Here is a 14,593-nt window from a genome sequence, read left to right as displayed (position 1 = left end):
GTCATTCCTTGGCGGTGGCCGGCTGTCCGGTGTCGGATACCGTCACGTCCTGCTCCGGCACCGCCTGGCCGGAGCGGATCAGGTCGATCCGCCCCATCACCTTGGACCGCAGGTCGGCCGGTACGTCGTCCTGCCCGCAGCAGCGCTTGACCAGCTTCTTCACGGCCTGCTCGAGACCGTACTTCTCCAGGCACGGGGAGCACTCGCCGAAGTGCGTCTCGAACTTGGTGCAGTCGCTGTCGGGCATCTCCCGGTCGAGGAACTCGTAGAGGTGGTCAAGGACCTCCGAGCAATCCGTCTCGTGCGGCTCTCCGCAGCTCATGAGCCCGAGCCTTTCCGATCGTCCGACTCACCGGCGCCCGCCGGGACGAGCCCGCGGTCACGGGCGTAGTCCTCCAGCATGCCGCGCAGTTGACGGCGGCCCCGGTGCAGCCGGGACATCACCGTACCGATGGGAGTCCCCATGATGTCCGCGATCTCCTTGTAGGCAAAGCCCTCTACATCGGCAAGATAAACCGCGATGCGGAACTCTTCGGGGATCGCCTGCAGCGCAGACTTCACATCGGAGTCGGGCAGATGGTCGAGAGCCTGGGACTCGGCGGACCGCAGACCGGTCGACATGTGCGACTCGGCACGCGCCAGCTGCCAGTCCTCGATCTCCTCGGCGGCACTGCGCTGGGGTTCGCGCTGCTTCTTGCGGTACGAGTTGATGAATGTGTTGGTGAGGATGCGGTACATCCACGCCTTGAGGTTGGTGCCCTCACGGAACTGATGGAAGGAGCCGTACGCCTTGGCGTACGTCTCCTGGACCAGGTCCTCGGCATCCGCGGGGTTGCGCGTCATGCGCAGCGCGGCCGAGTACATCTGGTCGAGGAAACCGAGGGCATCGCGCTCGAAACGCGCGTTGCGCTCGGCGGTCGTCTCCTGCGGGCGGCCGTCGTCGGTCCCTGTGTCGGTCCCAGTGACCGGACCCACCTCCTCCAACGCTGTGGCGGAGCCGAAACCGGACCCGCTCGAATCGGAGAATAGTCGACCTTGGTCCGACGCGGGCTGTCGATCCGATCCGCTCAGTGCCCGCTCGGGGGTGGTCTTGGCCGCATGCAGCACAGTCCACTCCAGGTCAGCGGCGTTCGAGCGACGCGGGCAGATGGTCGAACCCATGCGACGGACTTCCTCTCCACATACGACGTTGGTGTACCGACGTCCCGAACAACAGTGGCCCCGCGCCCAACATTCCCGGGCGTGCGTCACACGATTCCGGCCAGCCATTCGGTCACGGCGGTGGTGAGGATCTCCATCGCCTCTCCCTCGGTCGGCCCCGATTTCTTCGGTACGGCGAAGCCGTGGTCCGCGTGCGGCACCTCGGCCATCCGGTACTCCCCCGGAGGGAATTCGGCGGGCCTGCCGAACGGGTCGTTGCCGCCCTGGACGACGAGGACGGGTACGCCGGCGGCCAGGAGCTCGTCCTCGCGGGACTTCTCCGGCCGGCCCGGAGGGTGCAGCGGGAAGCTGAGCGCCAGGACAGCTCGGGCGCCGAGTGCGGACGCCGTGCGGCAGGCGACCCGGGCGCCGGCGCTGCGTCCGCCGGAGACGACCGGGAGCCCGGTCCCGGCCAGCGCCGGCCACAGGCCCCGCCAGCCGGTGTCCAGGGTCTTCGGGGCGGGCGCGAGCTTCTTCCCGGCGACCCGCCAGGGTTGCTCCACCAGGGCGACGCTCACCCCCTGCGCGGGGAGTGCGGCGGCGAGCGCCCGCAGGTCCCGGGCCTCGATGCCGCCGCCCGCGCCATGGCTGAGCGCGAGCAGGAGGCGGGGTTCGGCGGCGGGCAGCCAGCTGATCCGGGCGGTCCCGGCCTCGGTCTCGACCGTTTCGGTGCGGGGGTCTGTCCCGTTGGCTTTCACACCCCCATCCAACCAACCCGTGGCGGGCCTTCCGGGTTCGCCGCGCCTCCCGGAAGGCCCGGCGGCTCCCTCAGAAGAGCGTGCCGACCTCGGGGGCGGCCAGCTCGTCCTTCAGCTCCGGGCCGTTGTTGCGGACGTTGCTGACGGCGGTCGCCACCGGGTAGGCGCGCATCAGCCCGCCGGGCGGCGGCGTGAGCAGCCCGCGCAGCTCCTCGATGCCGGTGCGCGAGGGGTCCAGCCAGTCGTCCCAGCGGTCCGGGGTGAGCATCAGCGGCATCCGGGGGTGGATGTCGGCGAGCGCGGCCGGTCCGTCGGCGGGGGCGACGGCGAGCGGGCTCGTCTCCGCCTCGGTCGTGATCACCGAGCAGGTCACCCACCAGGCCTGCGGATGGTCGTCGGGCAGCGTCCGGTCGCGCCAGAACTCGTAGAGACCGGCCATGGCGAAGACAGATCCGTCGGCGGGGGTGACGAAGTACGGCTGTTTGCGGGGCCGCTTCCTGCGGCCCTTCTCCTCCAGCTGCCGTTCCTCGCCGCCGGTCACCCACTCGTAATAGCCGTCGGCCGGCAGGATGCAGCGCCTCGACACGAAGGGGCGGCGGAACGAGGGCTTCTCGTGCACCGTCTCGGCGCGGGCGTTGATCAACCGGGCGCCGCCCTCCGGAGTCTTGGCCCAGGAGGGGACGAGCCCCCATTTCAGTGCCCGCAGCTGGCGAACCGGACGCTGTTCATCCGCGTCTTTCACCGGACGCTCCAGTACGGCGTAGACCTCCTTGGTCGGCGCCACGTTGTAATCCGGCTCCAGTGTCTCGGCCGGCTCCCACTTCTCCACCTGGAAGAGTCCGGTCAGATCCTCGGGCCGCCGACTCGCTGCATACCGTCCGCACATAAGTGCCAGACTGCCACGACCGCCATCCCGGCCGGACGTCAATACCGCAAGGAGCCGCCCCCAGCCATGGACAGCACCGATCTCGGCAATCTGTGGGACCGCGTCTTCGGCACCCAGCCCGCCCCGGAGCAGTGGCTGGTGGTGGTGACCGCCACGGCCGCGCTCATCGCCGTCGTGCCCAACTTCATATGGCGGCTGACCCGCAACGCGATCACCATCGCCCACGAGGGCGGTCACGGACTGGTCGCTCTGCTGACCGGGCGGCAGCTCTCGGGCATCCGGCTGCACTCGGACACCAGCGGACTGACGGTGAGCCGGGGCAAGCCGACCGGGATCGGCATGGTCCTCACGGCGGCCGCGGGCTACACCGCGCCGCCGCTGCTCGGGCTGGGCGGTGCGTGGCTGCTGGTCAACGGCCGGATCACGCTGCTGCTGTGGCTGGCCACGGCGCTGCTCGCGGTGATGCTGGTGATGATCCGCAATGTGTACGGGGCGCTGACGGTGATCCTCACCGGTTCGCTCTTCCTGCTGATGTCGTGGCTGGCCTCACCCGACTGGCAGTCGCTGTTCGCGTACAGCGCGGTCTGGTTCCTGCTGCTGGGCGGCGTGCGTCCGGCGTTCGAGCTGCAGTCCAAGCGGCGGCACGGCGGTGCGCCCGACTCGGACGCGGACCAGCTGTCGCGGCTGACGGACGTACCGGCGGCCCTGTGGCTGTTCCTGTTCCACGCCGTGTCGCTCTGTTCGCTGATCGGCGGCGGGCGCTGGCTGCTGGATCTGTGATCCGGCTTCCTTTACCACTCCTGCGTTACGCCCCGGTTTCATGGCATTTGGCCAAAATCCTGGGTGGCCGAGAGCCACTAAAGTGAGCCCCATGACCGAAAGCTCCGTGCACCCCGCCCTCTGGCCCGCCCCTCACGCGAGCGGAGCCGTCGACGCGACCGTCACCGTGCCCGGATCGAAATCGGTCACCAACCGTGCGCTGGTGCTGGCCGCGCTCTCCTCGGAGCCCGGCTGGCTGCGCCGCCCGCTGCGCTCCCGCGACACCCTGCTGATGGCCGACGCGCTGCGGGCGATGGGTGTCGGCATCGAGGAGACGGTCTCCTCCAGCTCCTCCGTCGCGGGCGGCCCGGACGGCTCCGGCGAGGCCTGGCGGGTCATCCCCGCCGGTCTGCACGGCCCGGTCACCATCGACGTCGGCAACGCCGGCACGGTCATGCGCTTCCTGCCCCCGGTGGCGGCCCTCGCGGACGGCCCCGTCCGCTTCGACGGCGACCCCCGGTCCTACGAGCGCCCGCTGAACGGGGTGATCGACGCCCTGCGGGTGCTCGGCGCCAGGATCGACGACGACGGCCGCGGCTCGCTGCCGCTGACCGTGCACGGCGGCGGCGCACTGGACGGCGGGCCCGTCGCGATCGACGCGTCCTCCTCCTCCCAGTTCGTCTCGGCACTGCTGCTGTCCGCGCCGCGCTTCAACCAGGGCGTGGAGGTGCGTCACACCGGCTCCCGGCTCCCGTCCATGCCGCACATCCGGATGACGGTCGACATGCTGCGGGCCGTCGGCGCCCAGGTCGACGAGCCGGAGACCGGTGGCGAACCGAACGTCTGGCGGGTCTCGCACTCGGCGCTGCTCGGCCGCGATCTGACCATCGAGCCCGACCTCTCCAACGCCCAGCCGTTCCTGGCCGCGGCGCTGGTCACCGGCGGCCGGGTCACCGTGCCGGACTGGCCGCTGCGCACCACCCAGCCCGGTGACGCGCTGCGCGACATCTTCACCGCGATGGGCGGCAGCTGCGAGCTGACCGAGCACGGTCTCACCTTCACCGGCTCGGGCCGGATCCACGGCATCGACGTCGACCTCGGCGAGGTCGGTGAGCTGACCCCCGGCATCGCGGCGGTCGCGGCCCTGGCCGACTCCCCCTCCACCCTGAGCGGCGTGGCCCATCTGCGGCTGCACGAGACGGACCGGCTGGCCGCGCTCACCAAGGAGATCAACGAGCTGGGCGGCGAGGTCACCGAGACCGCGGACGGCCTCCATATCCGGCCGCGGCCGCTGCACGGCGGTACCTTCCATACGTACGACGACCACCGGATGGCGACCGCGGGGTCGATCATCGGCCTCGCAGTACCCGGAGTGGAGATCGAGAACGTGGCGACGACCGCCAAGACCCTGCCGGACTTCCCGCAGATGTGGACCCGAATGCTCGGGGCCTGAGACATGCGCCGCTACGGCAAGAACCCCGACGAGGACGACATCCGGGTCCGCCCCAACCGCAAGGGCAACCGGCCCCGTACGCACACCCGCCCCAAGCACGAGGACGCCGAGGACGGCATGGTCCTCACCGTGGACCGCGGCCGCCTCACCTGTCTCGTCGAGGGCCGCACGGTCATCGCGATGAAGGCCCGCGAGCTGGGCCGCAAGGCCGCCGTGGTGGGCGACACCGTCTCCATCGTCGGCGATCTCTCCGGCGACAAGGACACCCTGGCCCGGATCGTCCGCATCGGCGAACGCCGCTCGGTGCTGCGCCGGACGGCTGACGACGACGACCCGTTCGAGCGGGTGGTGGTGGCCAACGCCGACCAGCTGGCGATCGTCACCGCGCTGGCCGATCCGGAACCCCGTCCGCGCATGATCGACCGCTGTCTGGTCGCCGCTTACGACGGCGGGCTCTCGCCGCTCCTGGTGCTGACCAAGTCCGATCTGGCCTCCCCGGACAAACTGCTGGAGGCCTACACCCCGCTGGGCGTGCCGTTCATCGTCACCAACCGCGAGGAACTGGAGAACGGCGACGCGGCGGAGCGGGTCCGCGAGCAGCTGAACGACCGGGTGACCGCCTTCGTCGGGCACTCCGGCGTCGGAAAGACCACGCTGGTCAACGCCCTGGTACCGAAGGACAGGCGGCGTACGACCGGAGTCGTCAACGCGGTCACCGGCCGGGGCCGCCACACCACCACGTCGGCGCTGGCGCTCCCGCTGCCGGACTACCGGGGCTGGGTGATCGACACCCCGGGCGTCCGCTCGTTCGGGCTGCACCACATCGACCCGTCCCGGGTCATCAACGCCTTCCCCGATCTCCAGCCCGGCACCGAGAACTGCCCACGCGGCTGCACCCACGACAGCCTGCAACCGGAATGCGCGCTGGACGCCTGGGTGGCCGAGGGACACGCCGATCCGGCCCGGCTGGACTCGCTGCGCCGGCTGCTGTCCACCCGGGAGCGACGCGAAGGCGACTGATCCGGGCACGTTTGCGATCACTCGCCACCGGTAAGTGCATAATCACGAATCACGCCCAGCGGTACGAGGCGGTCACCGATGCGGGAGGGACACTGACGATGGCGTGGCTGCTGGTGGTGGTCGCGGGACTTCTGGAGACCGGCTTCGCGGTCTGCCTCAAGCTCTCGCACGGCTTCACCCGGCTCTGGCCGACCATCGCGTTCTGCATCTTCGCGCTCGGCAGCTTCGGTCTGCTGACCATGTCGCTGAAGAAGCTGGACGTGGGGCCCGCCTACGCGGTGTGGACGGGCATCGGCGCCGCGGGTACCACCATCTACGGCATGGTCTTCCTCGACGACATGGTCTCCACGCTGAAGCTGGTCTCGATCTCGCTGGTGATCATCGGAGTGATCGGGCTCCAGCTCTCGGGTTCCTCGCACTGACGCCGGGGCTCAGGCCGGCACGGCCCTCCGGGGGAAGTGGCACGCGGCCGTGTGGCCGGTACGGTCCGTGACCGGCACCTCGCTCTCGCATCGGCCGCGCTCCTGTCCGTCCAGCTCCGCGTAGACGGGGCAGCGCGAGCGGAAGCGGCAGCCCTCGTGCCGCAGGGTCGGACTCGGCGGGTCGCCCACCAGCAGGATCCTGGCCCGCCGCCGCTCACGCTCCGGGTCGGGCAACGGCACGGCCGACAGCAGCGCCCGGGTGTACGGGTGTTCCGGGTGCTCGAAGACCTCCTCGGCGGTGCCCGATTCGACCGTGCGGCCGAGGTAGACGACGCTCACCCGGTCCGCGATGTGCCGCACCACCGACAGATCGTGCGAGACGAAGAGATAGGCGAGCCCCAGCTCGGCCTTGAGCCGCTGGAGCAGGTTGAGCACACCGGCCTGCACGGACACGTCGAGCGCGGACACCGGCTCGTCCAGCACCAGCAGCTCGGGTTCGACGGAGAGCGCGCGGGCGATACCGATGCGCTGGCGCTGTCCGCCCGAGAACTCGTGCGGGAACCGTTCCGCGTGCTCCGGTTCGAGGCCCACCTGCGTCAGCAGTCCGGGGATCCGCCGCGCCACGGTGCCCCGGTCGGCGCCCTGGGCGCGCAGCGGTTCGGCGACGATGTCGCCGACCGGCATCCGCGGGTCGAGGCTGGCCATCGGGTCCTGGAAGACGATCTGGACGCGACCGCGCATTGCTTTGCGGTCGCGCTTGGAGAGTCCGTCGAGCGAGCGCCCGAACAGCTCGATCTCGCCTCCTTCGGGCCGGGCGAGGTTCAGCAGTTCGAACAGGGTGGTGGACTTCCCCGACCCGGATTCGCCGACCAGGGCGAGCGTCTCACCGGACCGGATGTCGAGGTCGACGCCGTCGACCGCGTGGATGCTGCCGACGCGCCTCTTGAACGCGGTGCCCTTGAGCAGAGGGAAGGTCTTGGTGAGCCCGGTGACGCGCAGGACCGGGTCGCCGGGTGGCTGGGCACGGGCCGGGATCGCGGGCACGGGGAAGACCTCGGCCGGGGAGAGAGCGCGGCCCGCGATCTCGTCGGCGCGTATGCAGGCGGCGAGGTGCCCGTCGGCATCACTCGCGTCGGGCCCGGCCAGCGGCGGTTCCGAAGCCGCACAGCGGTCCTCGGCCAGTGGGCAGCGAGGAGTGAAGGCACAGCCCTGCGGCAGCCGGCCCGCTGCCGGCGGGGAGCCCGGGATCGGGACGAGTACCTGGGACGGGCCGTCGATCCGCGGCACCGCGCCGATCAGCCCGAGGGTGTACGGCATCCTGGGGCGCCGGAAGAGCTCCGCCGCCGGTGCGGTCTCCACGATGCGGCCGGCGTACATCACCGCGACCCGGTCGGCGACCCCGGCGATCACCCCGAGGTCATGGCTCACCAGCAGCAGCGCGGCGCCGGTCTCGTGCTGGGCGGTGCGCAGGACGTCCAGGACCTGGGCCTGGACGGTGACGTCGAGGGCGGTCGTCGGCTCGTCCGCGACGATCACGTCCGGGTCGTTCGCGATGGCCATGGCGATCATGGCGCGCTGCCGCATGCCGCCGGAGAACTCGTGGGGGAAGGCCTGCGCCCGGATCCGGGGTTCGGGTATGCCGACGAGGTCCAGCAGTTCCACGGCGTCGGCACGGGCGCGCTCGCGTGAGACCTTGCGGTGGGTGCGGATGGCCTCGGCGATCTGGTCGCCGATCCGGTACACCGGGGTGAAGGCGGAGAGCGGGTCCTGGAAGACCATGCCGATGCGGCTGCCACGTACGGACGACAGCACGCGGTCGTCGGCGCCGACGAGCTCGGTCGTTCCGCCCTCCGTGCCACTGCCCGCGAGGCGCACGGATCCCCCTACCCGCGCGCCGGACGGCAGCAGCCCCATCACCGCGAGCGCGGTGGCCGACTTCCCCGACCCCGACTCGCCCACCAGACCGAGTACTTCGCCCCGGCGCAGAGTGAAGCCGACCCCGCGCACGGCCGCCACACCGCCGAAGTCGACGGCGAGGTCCGCCACTTCCAGTACGTCGGTCGTGCTCATCGGCTCTTCTCCTCTTTGCTCTTCTTCGCGTGGGGGGTGGCACCGCGGCCGTGTCCGCTCGTCGGGTCGAGCGCGTCGCGCAGTCCGTCGCCGGCCAGATTCACGGCGAGGACGAAGACGATGAGCAGCCCGGCGGGGAAGAAGAACATCCACGGATACGTCACCGCGCCGCCGGTCGTGGAGGCGATCAGCGTGCCGAGCGACACATCGGGCGACTGCACGCCGAAGCCGAAGTAGGAGAGTGCCGTCTCGCTCATCACTGCGCCGCCCACCGCGATGGTCGCGTCGATGATGAGGAAGGAGGCGACGTTCGGCAGGACGTGTCGCCAGATGATGCGGAAGGGGCCGACGCCCATGTACCGGGCGGCCTGCACGAATTCGCGCTCCTTGAGGGAGAGCGTCATCGAGCGCACCACCCGTGCGGTGATCATCCAGCCGAAGACCGCGAGCAGCCCGACGAAGGCGAGCCAGCCGCCGCCGCGCAGCCGGGGCGAGATGATCGCGATGATCAGGAAGGCCGGGAAGACCAGCAGCAGGTCGACGCCGAACATCAGCACCCGGTCCGTCCAGCCGCCGAAGTAGCCCGCGCAGGCACCGACCAGGGAGGCCAGCACGGTCGAGAACAACGCCACCAGCAGGCCGATCAGCAGTGACTTCTGCAGTCCACGGACCGTCTGGGCGAAGACGTCCTGGCCGATCCGGTTGGTCCCCCACCAGTGCCGGCCGCCCGGCCCTTCGCGCAGCGCGGTGTAGTCGATGTGGCTGTAGTCCCAGTGGCTGATCAGCGGTCCGGCGAAGGCGAGCAGGAAGAGCAGCAGCAGGACGGCCCCTCCGGCGAGCGCCCCGCGGTTGTGTACGAAACGGCGCAGCACCACGCCGGCCCGTCCGGCCGGGCGCAGCGGCTCGGCTCCCCCGGCCGCGGCGTCCGCGGCGGTCTCTATGACAGCGGTCATGACAGTCGTACTCCTCGGGACGGTGCTCGGGTGTTCAGGCGTTCCGGATGCGCGGGTCGAGCGCGGCATGCAGAACATCCGCGAGGAAGCCGGACAGCAGGACCATCACGGCGGCGAAGACATTGACGGCGACGACGGAGTTGACGTCGTTCTTGCCGATGGAGGAGACGAACCACTCGCCCATCCCGTGCCAGCCGAAGATCGTCTCGGTGAAGGTGGCGCCGGTGAACAGGGCCAGGAACCCGTAGCTGAAATACGTCGACATGGGGATGAGCGCGGTGCGCAGCCCGTGCTTGAACAGGGCGGCGTTGCGGGTGAGCCCCTTGGCCTGGGCGGTGCGCAGGTAGTCGGATCCGAGGACGTCGAGCATGGTGGAGCGCTGATAGCGGCTGTAGCTCGCGATGGTGCCGAGCGCGATGGAGACGGTCGGCAGCAGCAGGTGCACCGACCGGTCCTTGAGCACGGTCCAGAATCCGGAGTCCACTCCGGGGCTCTTCTCACCGGTGAACTTGATGACCTCGGTGCCGGTGCGCTGGTTGAACCAGATCGCCCCGATCTTCAGCAATACGGCCAGCAGGAACACGGGAGTCGACAGGAGGACGAACGAGACGACGGTGGTCAGCCGGTCGGAGAGCCGGTACTGACGGATGGCCGTCCACGCGCCCGCCAGCACGCCGAGCACGGTCCCGAGGACGGTGCCGAGGAGCAGCAGCCGGAGACTGACCCCGATCCGTCGCCCGAACTCCTCCCCCACCGGGGTGCCGTCGATGGTCTGCCCGAGGTCCCCGTGCGCCAACTGCCCCACCCAGGTCGTGAAGCGGGAGAGCAGTGGCTCGTGGTCGTTGAGCCCGAGTGCGGTGAGGTGGTGGTCGACGGAGACGGGCGACAGGGGCGGTTGACGCCCCTCGTAGTACGCGCGCGGGTCGAGCGCCAGCGAGGCCAGCAGGTACGAGAGACAGACGGCGGCCAGCAACAGGACTACGTAGTAGGCGAGTCGCTTGGCCAGGAACGCGGCCACTTGTGTTGGTCCTTTGCTGGGTCGTTCAGTAGCTGAGCGATGGGATCGCCATCGCGGCAGGCTCCATCGATGCAGGTTGTCGGCGTGCGGGATCAGCTTGACGGCTGATTGTTGCGAACATGCAAAGAAACTATGAAAGCACCCCCTCGGCCCTCCCGCCAGGCCCGCAGATCGACCTACGGTCTGCGGAGCCTGTGGCCCCGATCGGGCCGCACCGAACCGGAGGAATGAAACCCGATGCGCAGAACCACCCTGATCGCCGTCGCCGCAGCCCTGTCGGCCACCCTGGCGGTGAGTGGCTGCGATTCCTCCGACGGGGACGCGAAGGCGGCGAAGAAGCAGGCGGCGCCCAAGGTCGACGGGCAGAGCATCAACGCCCACCCGGTGAGCGATCTGAAGCAGGGCGGCTCACTGCGGTTCGGCATCGATCAGTGGATCACGCAGTACAACATCAACCAGGTCGACGGCCAGCAGGGCGACGCCCAGGACATCATCAAGGCCGTGCTTCCCGACCTGTTCGGCTCCGACGCCAAGGGTGCGATCCACGCCAACCCGAACTTCCTCGTCTCGGCGAAGGTCACCTCGACCAGCCCCCAAGTGGTGGAGTACGAGCTCAACCCGAAGGCCAAGTGGTCCGACGGGAAGCCGCTGAGCTGGAAGGACTTCCAGGCCCAGTGGAAGGCGTTGAACGGCTCGGACGAGGCCTTCGAAGCCGTCGACACCTCGGGCTACGAACAGATCTCCAAGGTCGAGCAGGGCTCCGACGCACACGGCGTCAAGATCACCTTCTCCTCGCCGTACGCCGACTGGCAGCGTCTCTTCGACCCGCTGTACCCGGCCTCGTACATCGACACCCCGGAGAAGTTCAACAAGGGCTGGTCGCAGAAGGCCCTGGCCACCGGAAACTCCTTCAAGGTCGGCACGTACGACAAGACCGCCCAGACCGTCACCCTCGTCCCGGACCCCAAGTGGTGGGGGAACAAGCCGAAACTGGATTCGGTCGTCTACCGCGTCATCGACTCCGCGGCGAAGACCGAGGCGTACCTCAACAAGGAGATCGACCAGGCACCCGCGCTGCTTCCCGAGGACTACAAGCGCCTGGCCAAGGCCCCGGACACCGACATCAGGCGAGGAGCGCGCTGGGACGAGGTGCACATCACCCTCAACGGCGGTCGCGGCCCGCTGAAGGATGTCGGGGTGCGCCATGCCGTGCAGACGGCGATCAACCGCGCCGGCGTCAACGAGAGCTTCAGCAAGGACCTCACCTTCGAACTGAAGCCGCTGAACAACCACTTCTTCATGCCGAACCAGCAGGGGTACCAGGACAACACCAGCGAGTTCGACAAGTACGACCCCGAGAAGGCGAAGAAGCTGCTGGACGCGGCGGGCTGGAAGGACCAGGGCGAGGGCAAGCCGCGCACCAAGGACGGCAAGCAGCTCGCGCTCGACTACACACTCAGCGCGGGGTCCACGTCGTCCGCGACGGACCAGGCCGAACTGGTGCAGCAGATGCTCGGCGCTGTCGGCATCAAGGTGAGCATCAAGACCGTCCCGGCGAACGACTACTTCAACAAGTTCGTCAACACCGGCAACTTCGACATCGTCAGCTTCCGCAACGTCGATGCCGTCTACCAGACGATGCTGACCCCCGTCTTCATCAGCCCCAAGGGGAAGAACCTCTTCCAGAACTTCGGTTCGGTCGGTTCCCCGAAGATCGACGGGCTGCTGAAGAAGGCCGCCGGGACCACCGACCACGCCGAGGCCGTCAAGCTGTACAACGAGGCCGATGCCGAGATCTGGAAGCTCGGCCACTCCATCGAGCTCTACCAGCGCCCGGAGATCTCCGCGGTCCGCAAGGGCCTGGCCAACTACGGCGCGTTCGGCCTGGCCGGCACGGACTACACCAAGGTCGGCTGGGTCAAGTAGCCGCACCCGCGGCCCGCTCCACCACGTCCCGCACCAGCGGCACCCCGTCCCCCGCCGTCCCGGGGGGCGGGGGCACCAGCGCGTACGACAGGGCAAGCCGCAGAACGAGCTCGCAGGTCACCGCCAGGGCCGCGGGGTCGCGCGGCGGGCTTCCCGCGCCGTCCAGGGCCGCCACCGCACGGTCCTTGACCTGGCCGAGCAGTTCGGCGGGCGTCGGCGGTCCGGCATCGGCCCGGCGCTGTGCCGGTACGAGCGAGCCAGGCGGCCCGGCCGGGTGGGCAGGGCGGGGTAATCGCTCTCCCCAGCACCCGGTGAGCAGGCCTCTGACCAGTGCGTTCGTCCGGGTGGCCCGGACGGTCCAGGCGGCGGTGGCGGCCAGCCTGTCACCCGTGCCGCCGGCCGACCCCAGTGCTTGTTCGGCGCCGGCCAGATAGATGTCGGCGGCCCGCCGCAGCAGGGCGCGGGCCAGCCCGTCCTTGCTGCCGAACTCGTTGTAGAGGGTCTGCCGGGAGACTCCGGCCGCGGCCGCCACATCGACCATGCGCACGGCCGGCCAGGGCCGGGTGGTCAGGGCCGCGTGTGCGGCGTCCAGCAGTGCTTCTCGCGCTGTCGGCATCGTTGCCTCCCACGCCGGGGCCTGCGTTTCAGAGTTGACGCGCTCCCCCGGGCTGTCAAGGCTTCAAGCAGCCTCCGGGGCCCCTGTGGCTCCGTTCACCCACGGTCGATACTGTGACGGTCATGCCCGACTACCACGATGATCTGCGCCTCGCCCACGTGCTGGCCGACGCCGCCGACGCGACGACGATGGACCGGTTCAAGGCCCTGGACCTGAAGGTCGAGACGAAGCCGGACATGACACCGGTCTCCGAGGCCGACAAGGCCGTCGAGGAGCTGATCCGCGGCCACCTCCATCGGGCCCGCCCACGCGACGCGATCCTGGGCGAGGAGTACGGGATCGAGGGGACCGGTCCCCGGCGCTGGGTGATCGACCCGATCGACGGCACCAAGAACTACGTACGCGGTGTGCCGGTCTGGGCGACGCTGATCTCGCTGATGGAGGCCGGTGAGGACGGATTCCAGCCGGTGGTCGGTGTGGTGTCCGCGCCCGCGCTGAGCCGGCGCTGGTGGGCGGCGAAGGGAGCGGGCGCGTTCTCCGGCCGTTCCCTGACCTCCGCGACCCGGCTGCACGTCTCGAAGGTGGACCGGATCGCGGACGCCTCGTTCGCGTACTCCTCGCTGACCGGCTGGGAGGAGCAGGGCCGCCTCGACGGCTTCATGGACCTGACCAAGGCCTGCTGGCGCACCCGGGGGTACGGGGACTTCTGGCCGTACATGATGGTCGCCGAGGGATCCGTCGACATCTGCGCGGAGCCGGAGCTCTCGCTGTGGGACATGGCGGCGAACGCGGTCATCGTCCAGGAGGCGGGTGGCCGGTTCACCAGCCTGGACGGGGTCGGCGGACCGGGCGGCGGGAACGCGGCGGCTTCGAACGGGACTCTCCACCACGAACTGCTGGGCTATCTGAACCAGCGCTACTGACCGCACCGGGCCGGGACCGTACGGCCCTGAGCAGGCATACCGGGCCTACGGGGTGTGCCGCACCACCGCACGCCCCCCGGGCGATCTTCACCACCCCTTGTTGCCGTCCTCCAACAGTGCCACTCTGAGAGTCCCCCCACTTGTGAACTTGTGAATCGACTCACGCAGTCGCTTCACGAAGGAGGTGGCTCCCTTCATGCTCGTCCGCGACGCCATGAGCACGGTGGTCCTCACCATCGGCCCGACCCACACCCTCCGCCAGGCCGCCCGGCTGATGTCGGCGCGCCGCATCGGAGCAGCTGTCGTCCACGACCCGGACACCTGCGGGCTCGGCATCATCACCGAGCGCGACATCCTCAACGCGGTCGGCTCGGGGCAGAACCCCGACGTGGAGACCGCCTCCACCCACACCACCACCGACGTGGTCTTCGCCGCACCCACCTGGACCCTGGAGGAGGCTGCCGAGGCCATGACGCACGGCGGCTTCCGGCATCTGATCGTGCTGGACGACGACGGACCGGTCGGCATCGTCTCCGTACGCGACATCATCCGCTGCTGGGCGCCGGCCCGGCGCCATCCGGTGGAGCTGGTCGGCTGAAGGGCCTGGGCCGTGGGGCCGGCCCCCCCCCCCGGGGGCCGCCGCCCGGGC

15 protein-coding genes are annotated in these 14,593 nt (G+C 69.9%); 7 read left to right on the top strand and 8 right to left on the bottom strand.

Translation table 11 applies throughout. The annotated features are described in order from the left end of the window. Position 1 precedes the first annotated feature (1 nt). The 4 genes from rsrA to ACFVW8_RS13705 all read right to left on the bottom strand — a co-directional run bounded on the left by rsrA (position 2) and on the right by ACFVW8_RS13705 (position 2,784). Positions 2 to 322 (bottom strand): mycothiol system anti-sigma-R factor, encoded by a 321-nt coding sequence (rsrA, locus tag ACFVW8_RS13720; RefSeq protein WP_389689400.1) that lies wholly within the window; start codon positions 320 to 322, stop codon positions 2 to 4. After that, positions 319 to 975 carry a sigma-70 family RNA polymerase sigma factor gene (locus tag ACFVW8_RS13715; protein WP_018105559.1) on the bottom strand — a complete coding sequence of 219 codons (657 nt, stop codon included), beginning with the start codon at positions 973 to 975 and terminating at the stop codon, positions 319 to 321. Before ACFVW8_RS13715 ends, rsrA begins: the two co-directional genes overlap by 4 nt. Before the next feature lie 272 nt (positions 976 to 1,247). Next, positions 1,248 to 1,898, bottom strand: coding sequence for an alpha/beta family hydrolase (locus tag ACFVW8_RS13710; protein ID WP_389689398.1), 651 nt, complete (start codon positions 1,896 to 1,898; stop codon positions 1,248 to 1,250). 70 nt (positions 1,899 to 1,968) lie between these two features. Beyond that, positions 1,969 to 2,784 (bottom strand): SOS response-associated peptidase, encoded by an 816-nt coding sequence (locus ACFVW8_RS13705; protein ID WP_389689396.1) that lies wholly within the window; start codon positions 2,782 to 2,784, stop codon positions 1,969 to 1,971. Between the two features lie 66 nt (positions 2,785 to 2,850). Here ACFVW8_RS13705 and ACFVW8_RS13700 point away from each other — a divergent pair, with 66 nt between their 5' ends. The 4 genes from ACFVW8_RS13700 (at position 2,851) to ACFVW8_RS13685 (ending at position 6,438) form a co-directional block, all read left to right on the top strand. After that, positions 2,851 to 3,564 carry a M50 family metallopeptidase gene (locus ACFVW8_RS13700; RefSeq protein ID WP_389689394.1) on the top strand — a complete coding sequence of 238 codons (714 nt, stop codon included), beginning with the start codon at positions 2,851 to 2,853 and terminating at the stop codon, positions 3,562 to 3,564. 91 nt (positions 3,565 to 3,655) lie between these two features. Then, on the top strand, positions 3,656 to 4,996 hold the full coding sequence (gene aroA, locus ACFVW8_RS13695) for a 3-phosphoshikimate 1-carboxyvinyltransferase (protein WP_389689392.1): 1,341 nt from the start codon (positions 3,656 to 3,658) through the stop codon (positions 4,994 to 4,996). Positions 4,997 to 4,999: 3 nt separating this feature from the next. Further along, complete coding sequence (gene rsgA, locus ACFVW8_RS13690; protein WP_384130562.1) at positions 5,000 to 6,016, top strand: ribosome small subunit-dependent GTPase A; 1,017 nt, start codon at positions 5,000 to 5,002, stop codon at positions 6,014 to 6,016. A gap of 98 nt (positions 6,017 to 6,114) precedes the next feature. Beyond that, positions 6,115 to 6,438, top strand: coding sequence for a DMT family transporter (locus ACFVW8_RS13685; RefSeq protein WP_389689389.1), 324 nt, complete (start codon positions 6,115 to 6,117; stop codon positions 6,436 to 6,438). A 9-nt stretch (positions 6,439 to 6,447) separates the two neighbouring features. On the opposite strand, the gene ACFVW8_RS13680 is transcribed toward ACFVW8_RS13685, so the two are convergent. Genes ACFVW8_RS13680 through ACFVW8_RS13670 form a run of 3 tightly spaced genes read right to left on the bottom strand, consistent with a single transcriptional unit; the run spans position 6,448 to position 10,479 of the window. After that, positions 6,448 to 8,508, bottom strand: coding sequence for a dipeptide ABC transporter ATP-binding protein (locus tag ACFVW8_RS13680; protein WP_389689387.1), 2,061 nt, complete (start codon positions 8,506 to 8,508; stop codon positions 6,448 to 6,450). Continuing rightward, the gene (locus tag ACFVW8_RS13675; RefSeq protein WP_389689385.1) at positions 8,505 to 9,461 is read right to left on the bottom strand and encodes an ABC transporter permease; all 957 of its coding nucleotides are present in this window, start codon (positions 9,459 to 9,461) and stop codon (positions 8,505 to 8,507) included. Before ACFVW8_RS13675 ends, ACFVW8_RS13680 begins: the two co-directional genes overlap by 4 nt. A 34-nt stretch (positions 9,462 to 9,495) precedes the next feature. Next, positions 9,496 to 10,479: an ABC transporter permease gene (locus tag ACFVW8_RS13670; RefSeq protein WP_389689383.1), complete on the bottom strand. Its 984-nt coding sequence runs from the start codon at positions 10,477 to 10,479 to the stop codon at positions 9,496 to 9,498. 237 nt (positions 10,480 to 10,716) lie between these two features. On the opposite strand from ACFVW8_RS13670, the gene ACFVW8_RS13665 reads away from it, so the two are divergent. Next, positions 10,717 to 12,405 (top strand): ABC transporter family substrate-binding protein, encoded by a 1,689-nt coding sequence (locus ACFVW8_RS13665; protein WP_389689381.1) that lies wholly within the window; start codon positions 10,717 to 10,719, stop codon positions 12,403 to 12,405. Here the strand turns inward: ACFVW8_RS13665 and ACFVW8_RS13660 are convergent. After that, positions 12,398 to 13,021: a TetR/AcrR family transcriptional regulator gene (locus ACFVW8_RS13660; protein ID WP_389689379.1), complete on the bottom strand. Its 624-nt coding sequence runs from the start codon at positions 13,019 to 13,021 to the stop codon at positions 12,398 to 12,400. The two genes, ACFVW8_RS13665 and ACFVW8_RS13660, sit on opposite strands and share 8 nt — an antisense overlap. A 122-nt stretch (positions 13,022 to 13,143) precedes the next feature. On the opposite strand from ACFVW8_RS13660, the gene hisN reads away from it, so the two are divergent. Next, on the top strand, positions 13,144 to 13,944 hold the full coding sequence (gene hisN, locus ACFVW8_RS13655) for a histidinol-phosphatase (RefSeq protein WP_389689377.1): 801 nt from the start codon (positions 13,144 to 13,146) through the stop codon (positions 13,942 to 13,944). 196 nt (positions 13,945 to 14,140) lie between these two features. Further along, positions 14,141 to 14,542 carry a cyclic nucleotide-binding/CBS domain-containing protein gene (locus tag ACFVW8_RS13650; protein ID WP_389689375.1) on the top strand — a complete coding sequence of 134 codons (402 nt, stop codon included), beginning with the start codon at positions 14,141 to 14,143 and terminating at the stop codon, positions 14,540 to 14,542. Positions 14,543 to 14,593 lie beyond the last annotated feature (51 nt).

This window comes from Streptomyces sp. NPDC058221 (assembly GCF_042882365.1).
Lineage (GTDB): Bacteria > Actinomycetota > Actinomycetes > Streptomycetales > Streptomycetaceae > Streptomyces.
This window is presented reverse-complemented; position numbering and strand designations above follow the sequence as displayed.

What these genes read in the sequence shown, in the direction of transcription:
- rsrA (WP_389689400.1), bottom strand. Translation starts at nt 322, where the DNA reads ATGAGCTGCGGAGAGCCGCACGAGACGGATTGCTCGGAGGTCCTTGAC.
- ACFVW8_RS13705 (WP_389689396.1), bottom strand. Translation starts at nt 2,784, where the DNA reads ATGTGCGGACGGTATGCAGCGAGTCGGCGGCCCGAGGATCTGACCGGA.
- ACFVW8_RS13700 (WP_389689394.1), top strand. Translation starts at nt 2,851, where the DNA reads ATGGACAGCACCGATCTCGGCAATCTGTGGGACCGCGTCTTCGGCACC.
- aroA (WP_389689392.1), top strand. Translation starts at nt 3,656, where the DNA reads ATGACCGAAAGCTCCGTGCACCCCGCCCTCTGGCCCGCCCCTCACGCG.
- rsgA (WP_384130562.1), top strand. Translation starts at nt 5,000, where the DNA reads ATGCGCCGCTACGGCAAGAACCCCGACGAGGACGACATCCGGGTCCGC.
- ACFVW8_RS13685 (WP_389689389.1), top strand. Translation starts at nt 6,115, where the DNA reads ATGGCGTGGCTGCTGGTGGTGGTCGCGGGACTTCTGGAGACCGGCTTC.
- ACFVW8_RS13680 (WP_389689387.1), bottom strand. Translation starts at nt 8,508, where the DNA reads ATGAGCACGACCGACGTACTGGAAGTGGCGGACCTCGCCGTCGACTTC.
- ACFVW8_RS13675 (WP_389689385.1), bottom strand. Translation starts at nt 9,461, where the DNA reads ATGACCGCTGTCATAGAGACCGCCGCGGACGCCGCGGCCGGGGGAGCC.
- ACFVW8_RS13665 (WP_389689381.1), top strand. Translation starts at nt 10,717, where the DNA reads ATGCGCAGAACCACCCTGATCGCCGTCGCCGCAGCCCTGTCGGCCACC.
- ACFVW8_RS13660 (WP_389689379.1), bottom strand. Translation starts at nt 13,021, where the DNA reads ATGCCGACAGCGCGAGAAGCACTGCTGGACGCCGCACACGCGGCCCTG.
- hisN (WP_389689377.1), top strand. Translation starts at nt 13,144, where the DNA reads ATGCCCGACTACCACGATGATCTGCGCCTCGCCCACGTGCTGGCCGAC.
- ACFVW8_RS13650 (WP_389689375.1), top strand. Translation starts at nt 14,141, where the DNA reads ATGCTCGTCCGCGACGCCATGAGCACGGTGGTCCTCACCATCGGCCCG.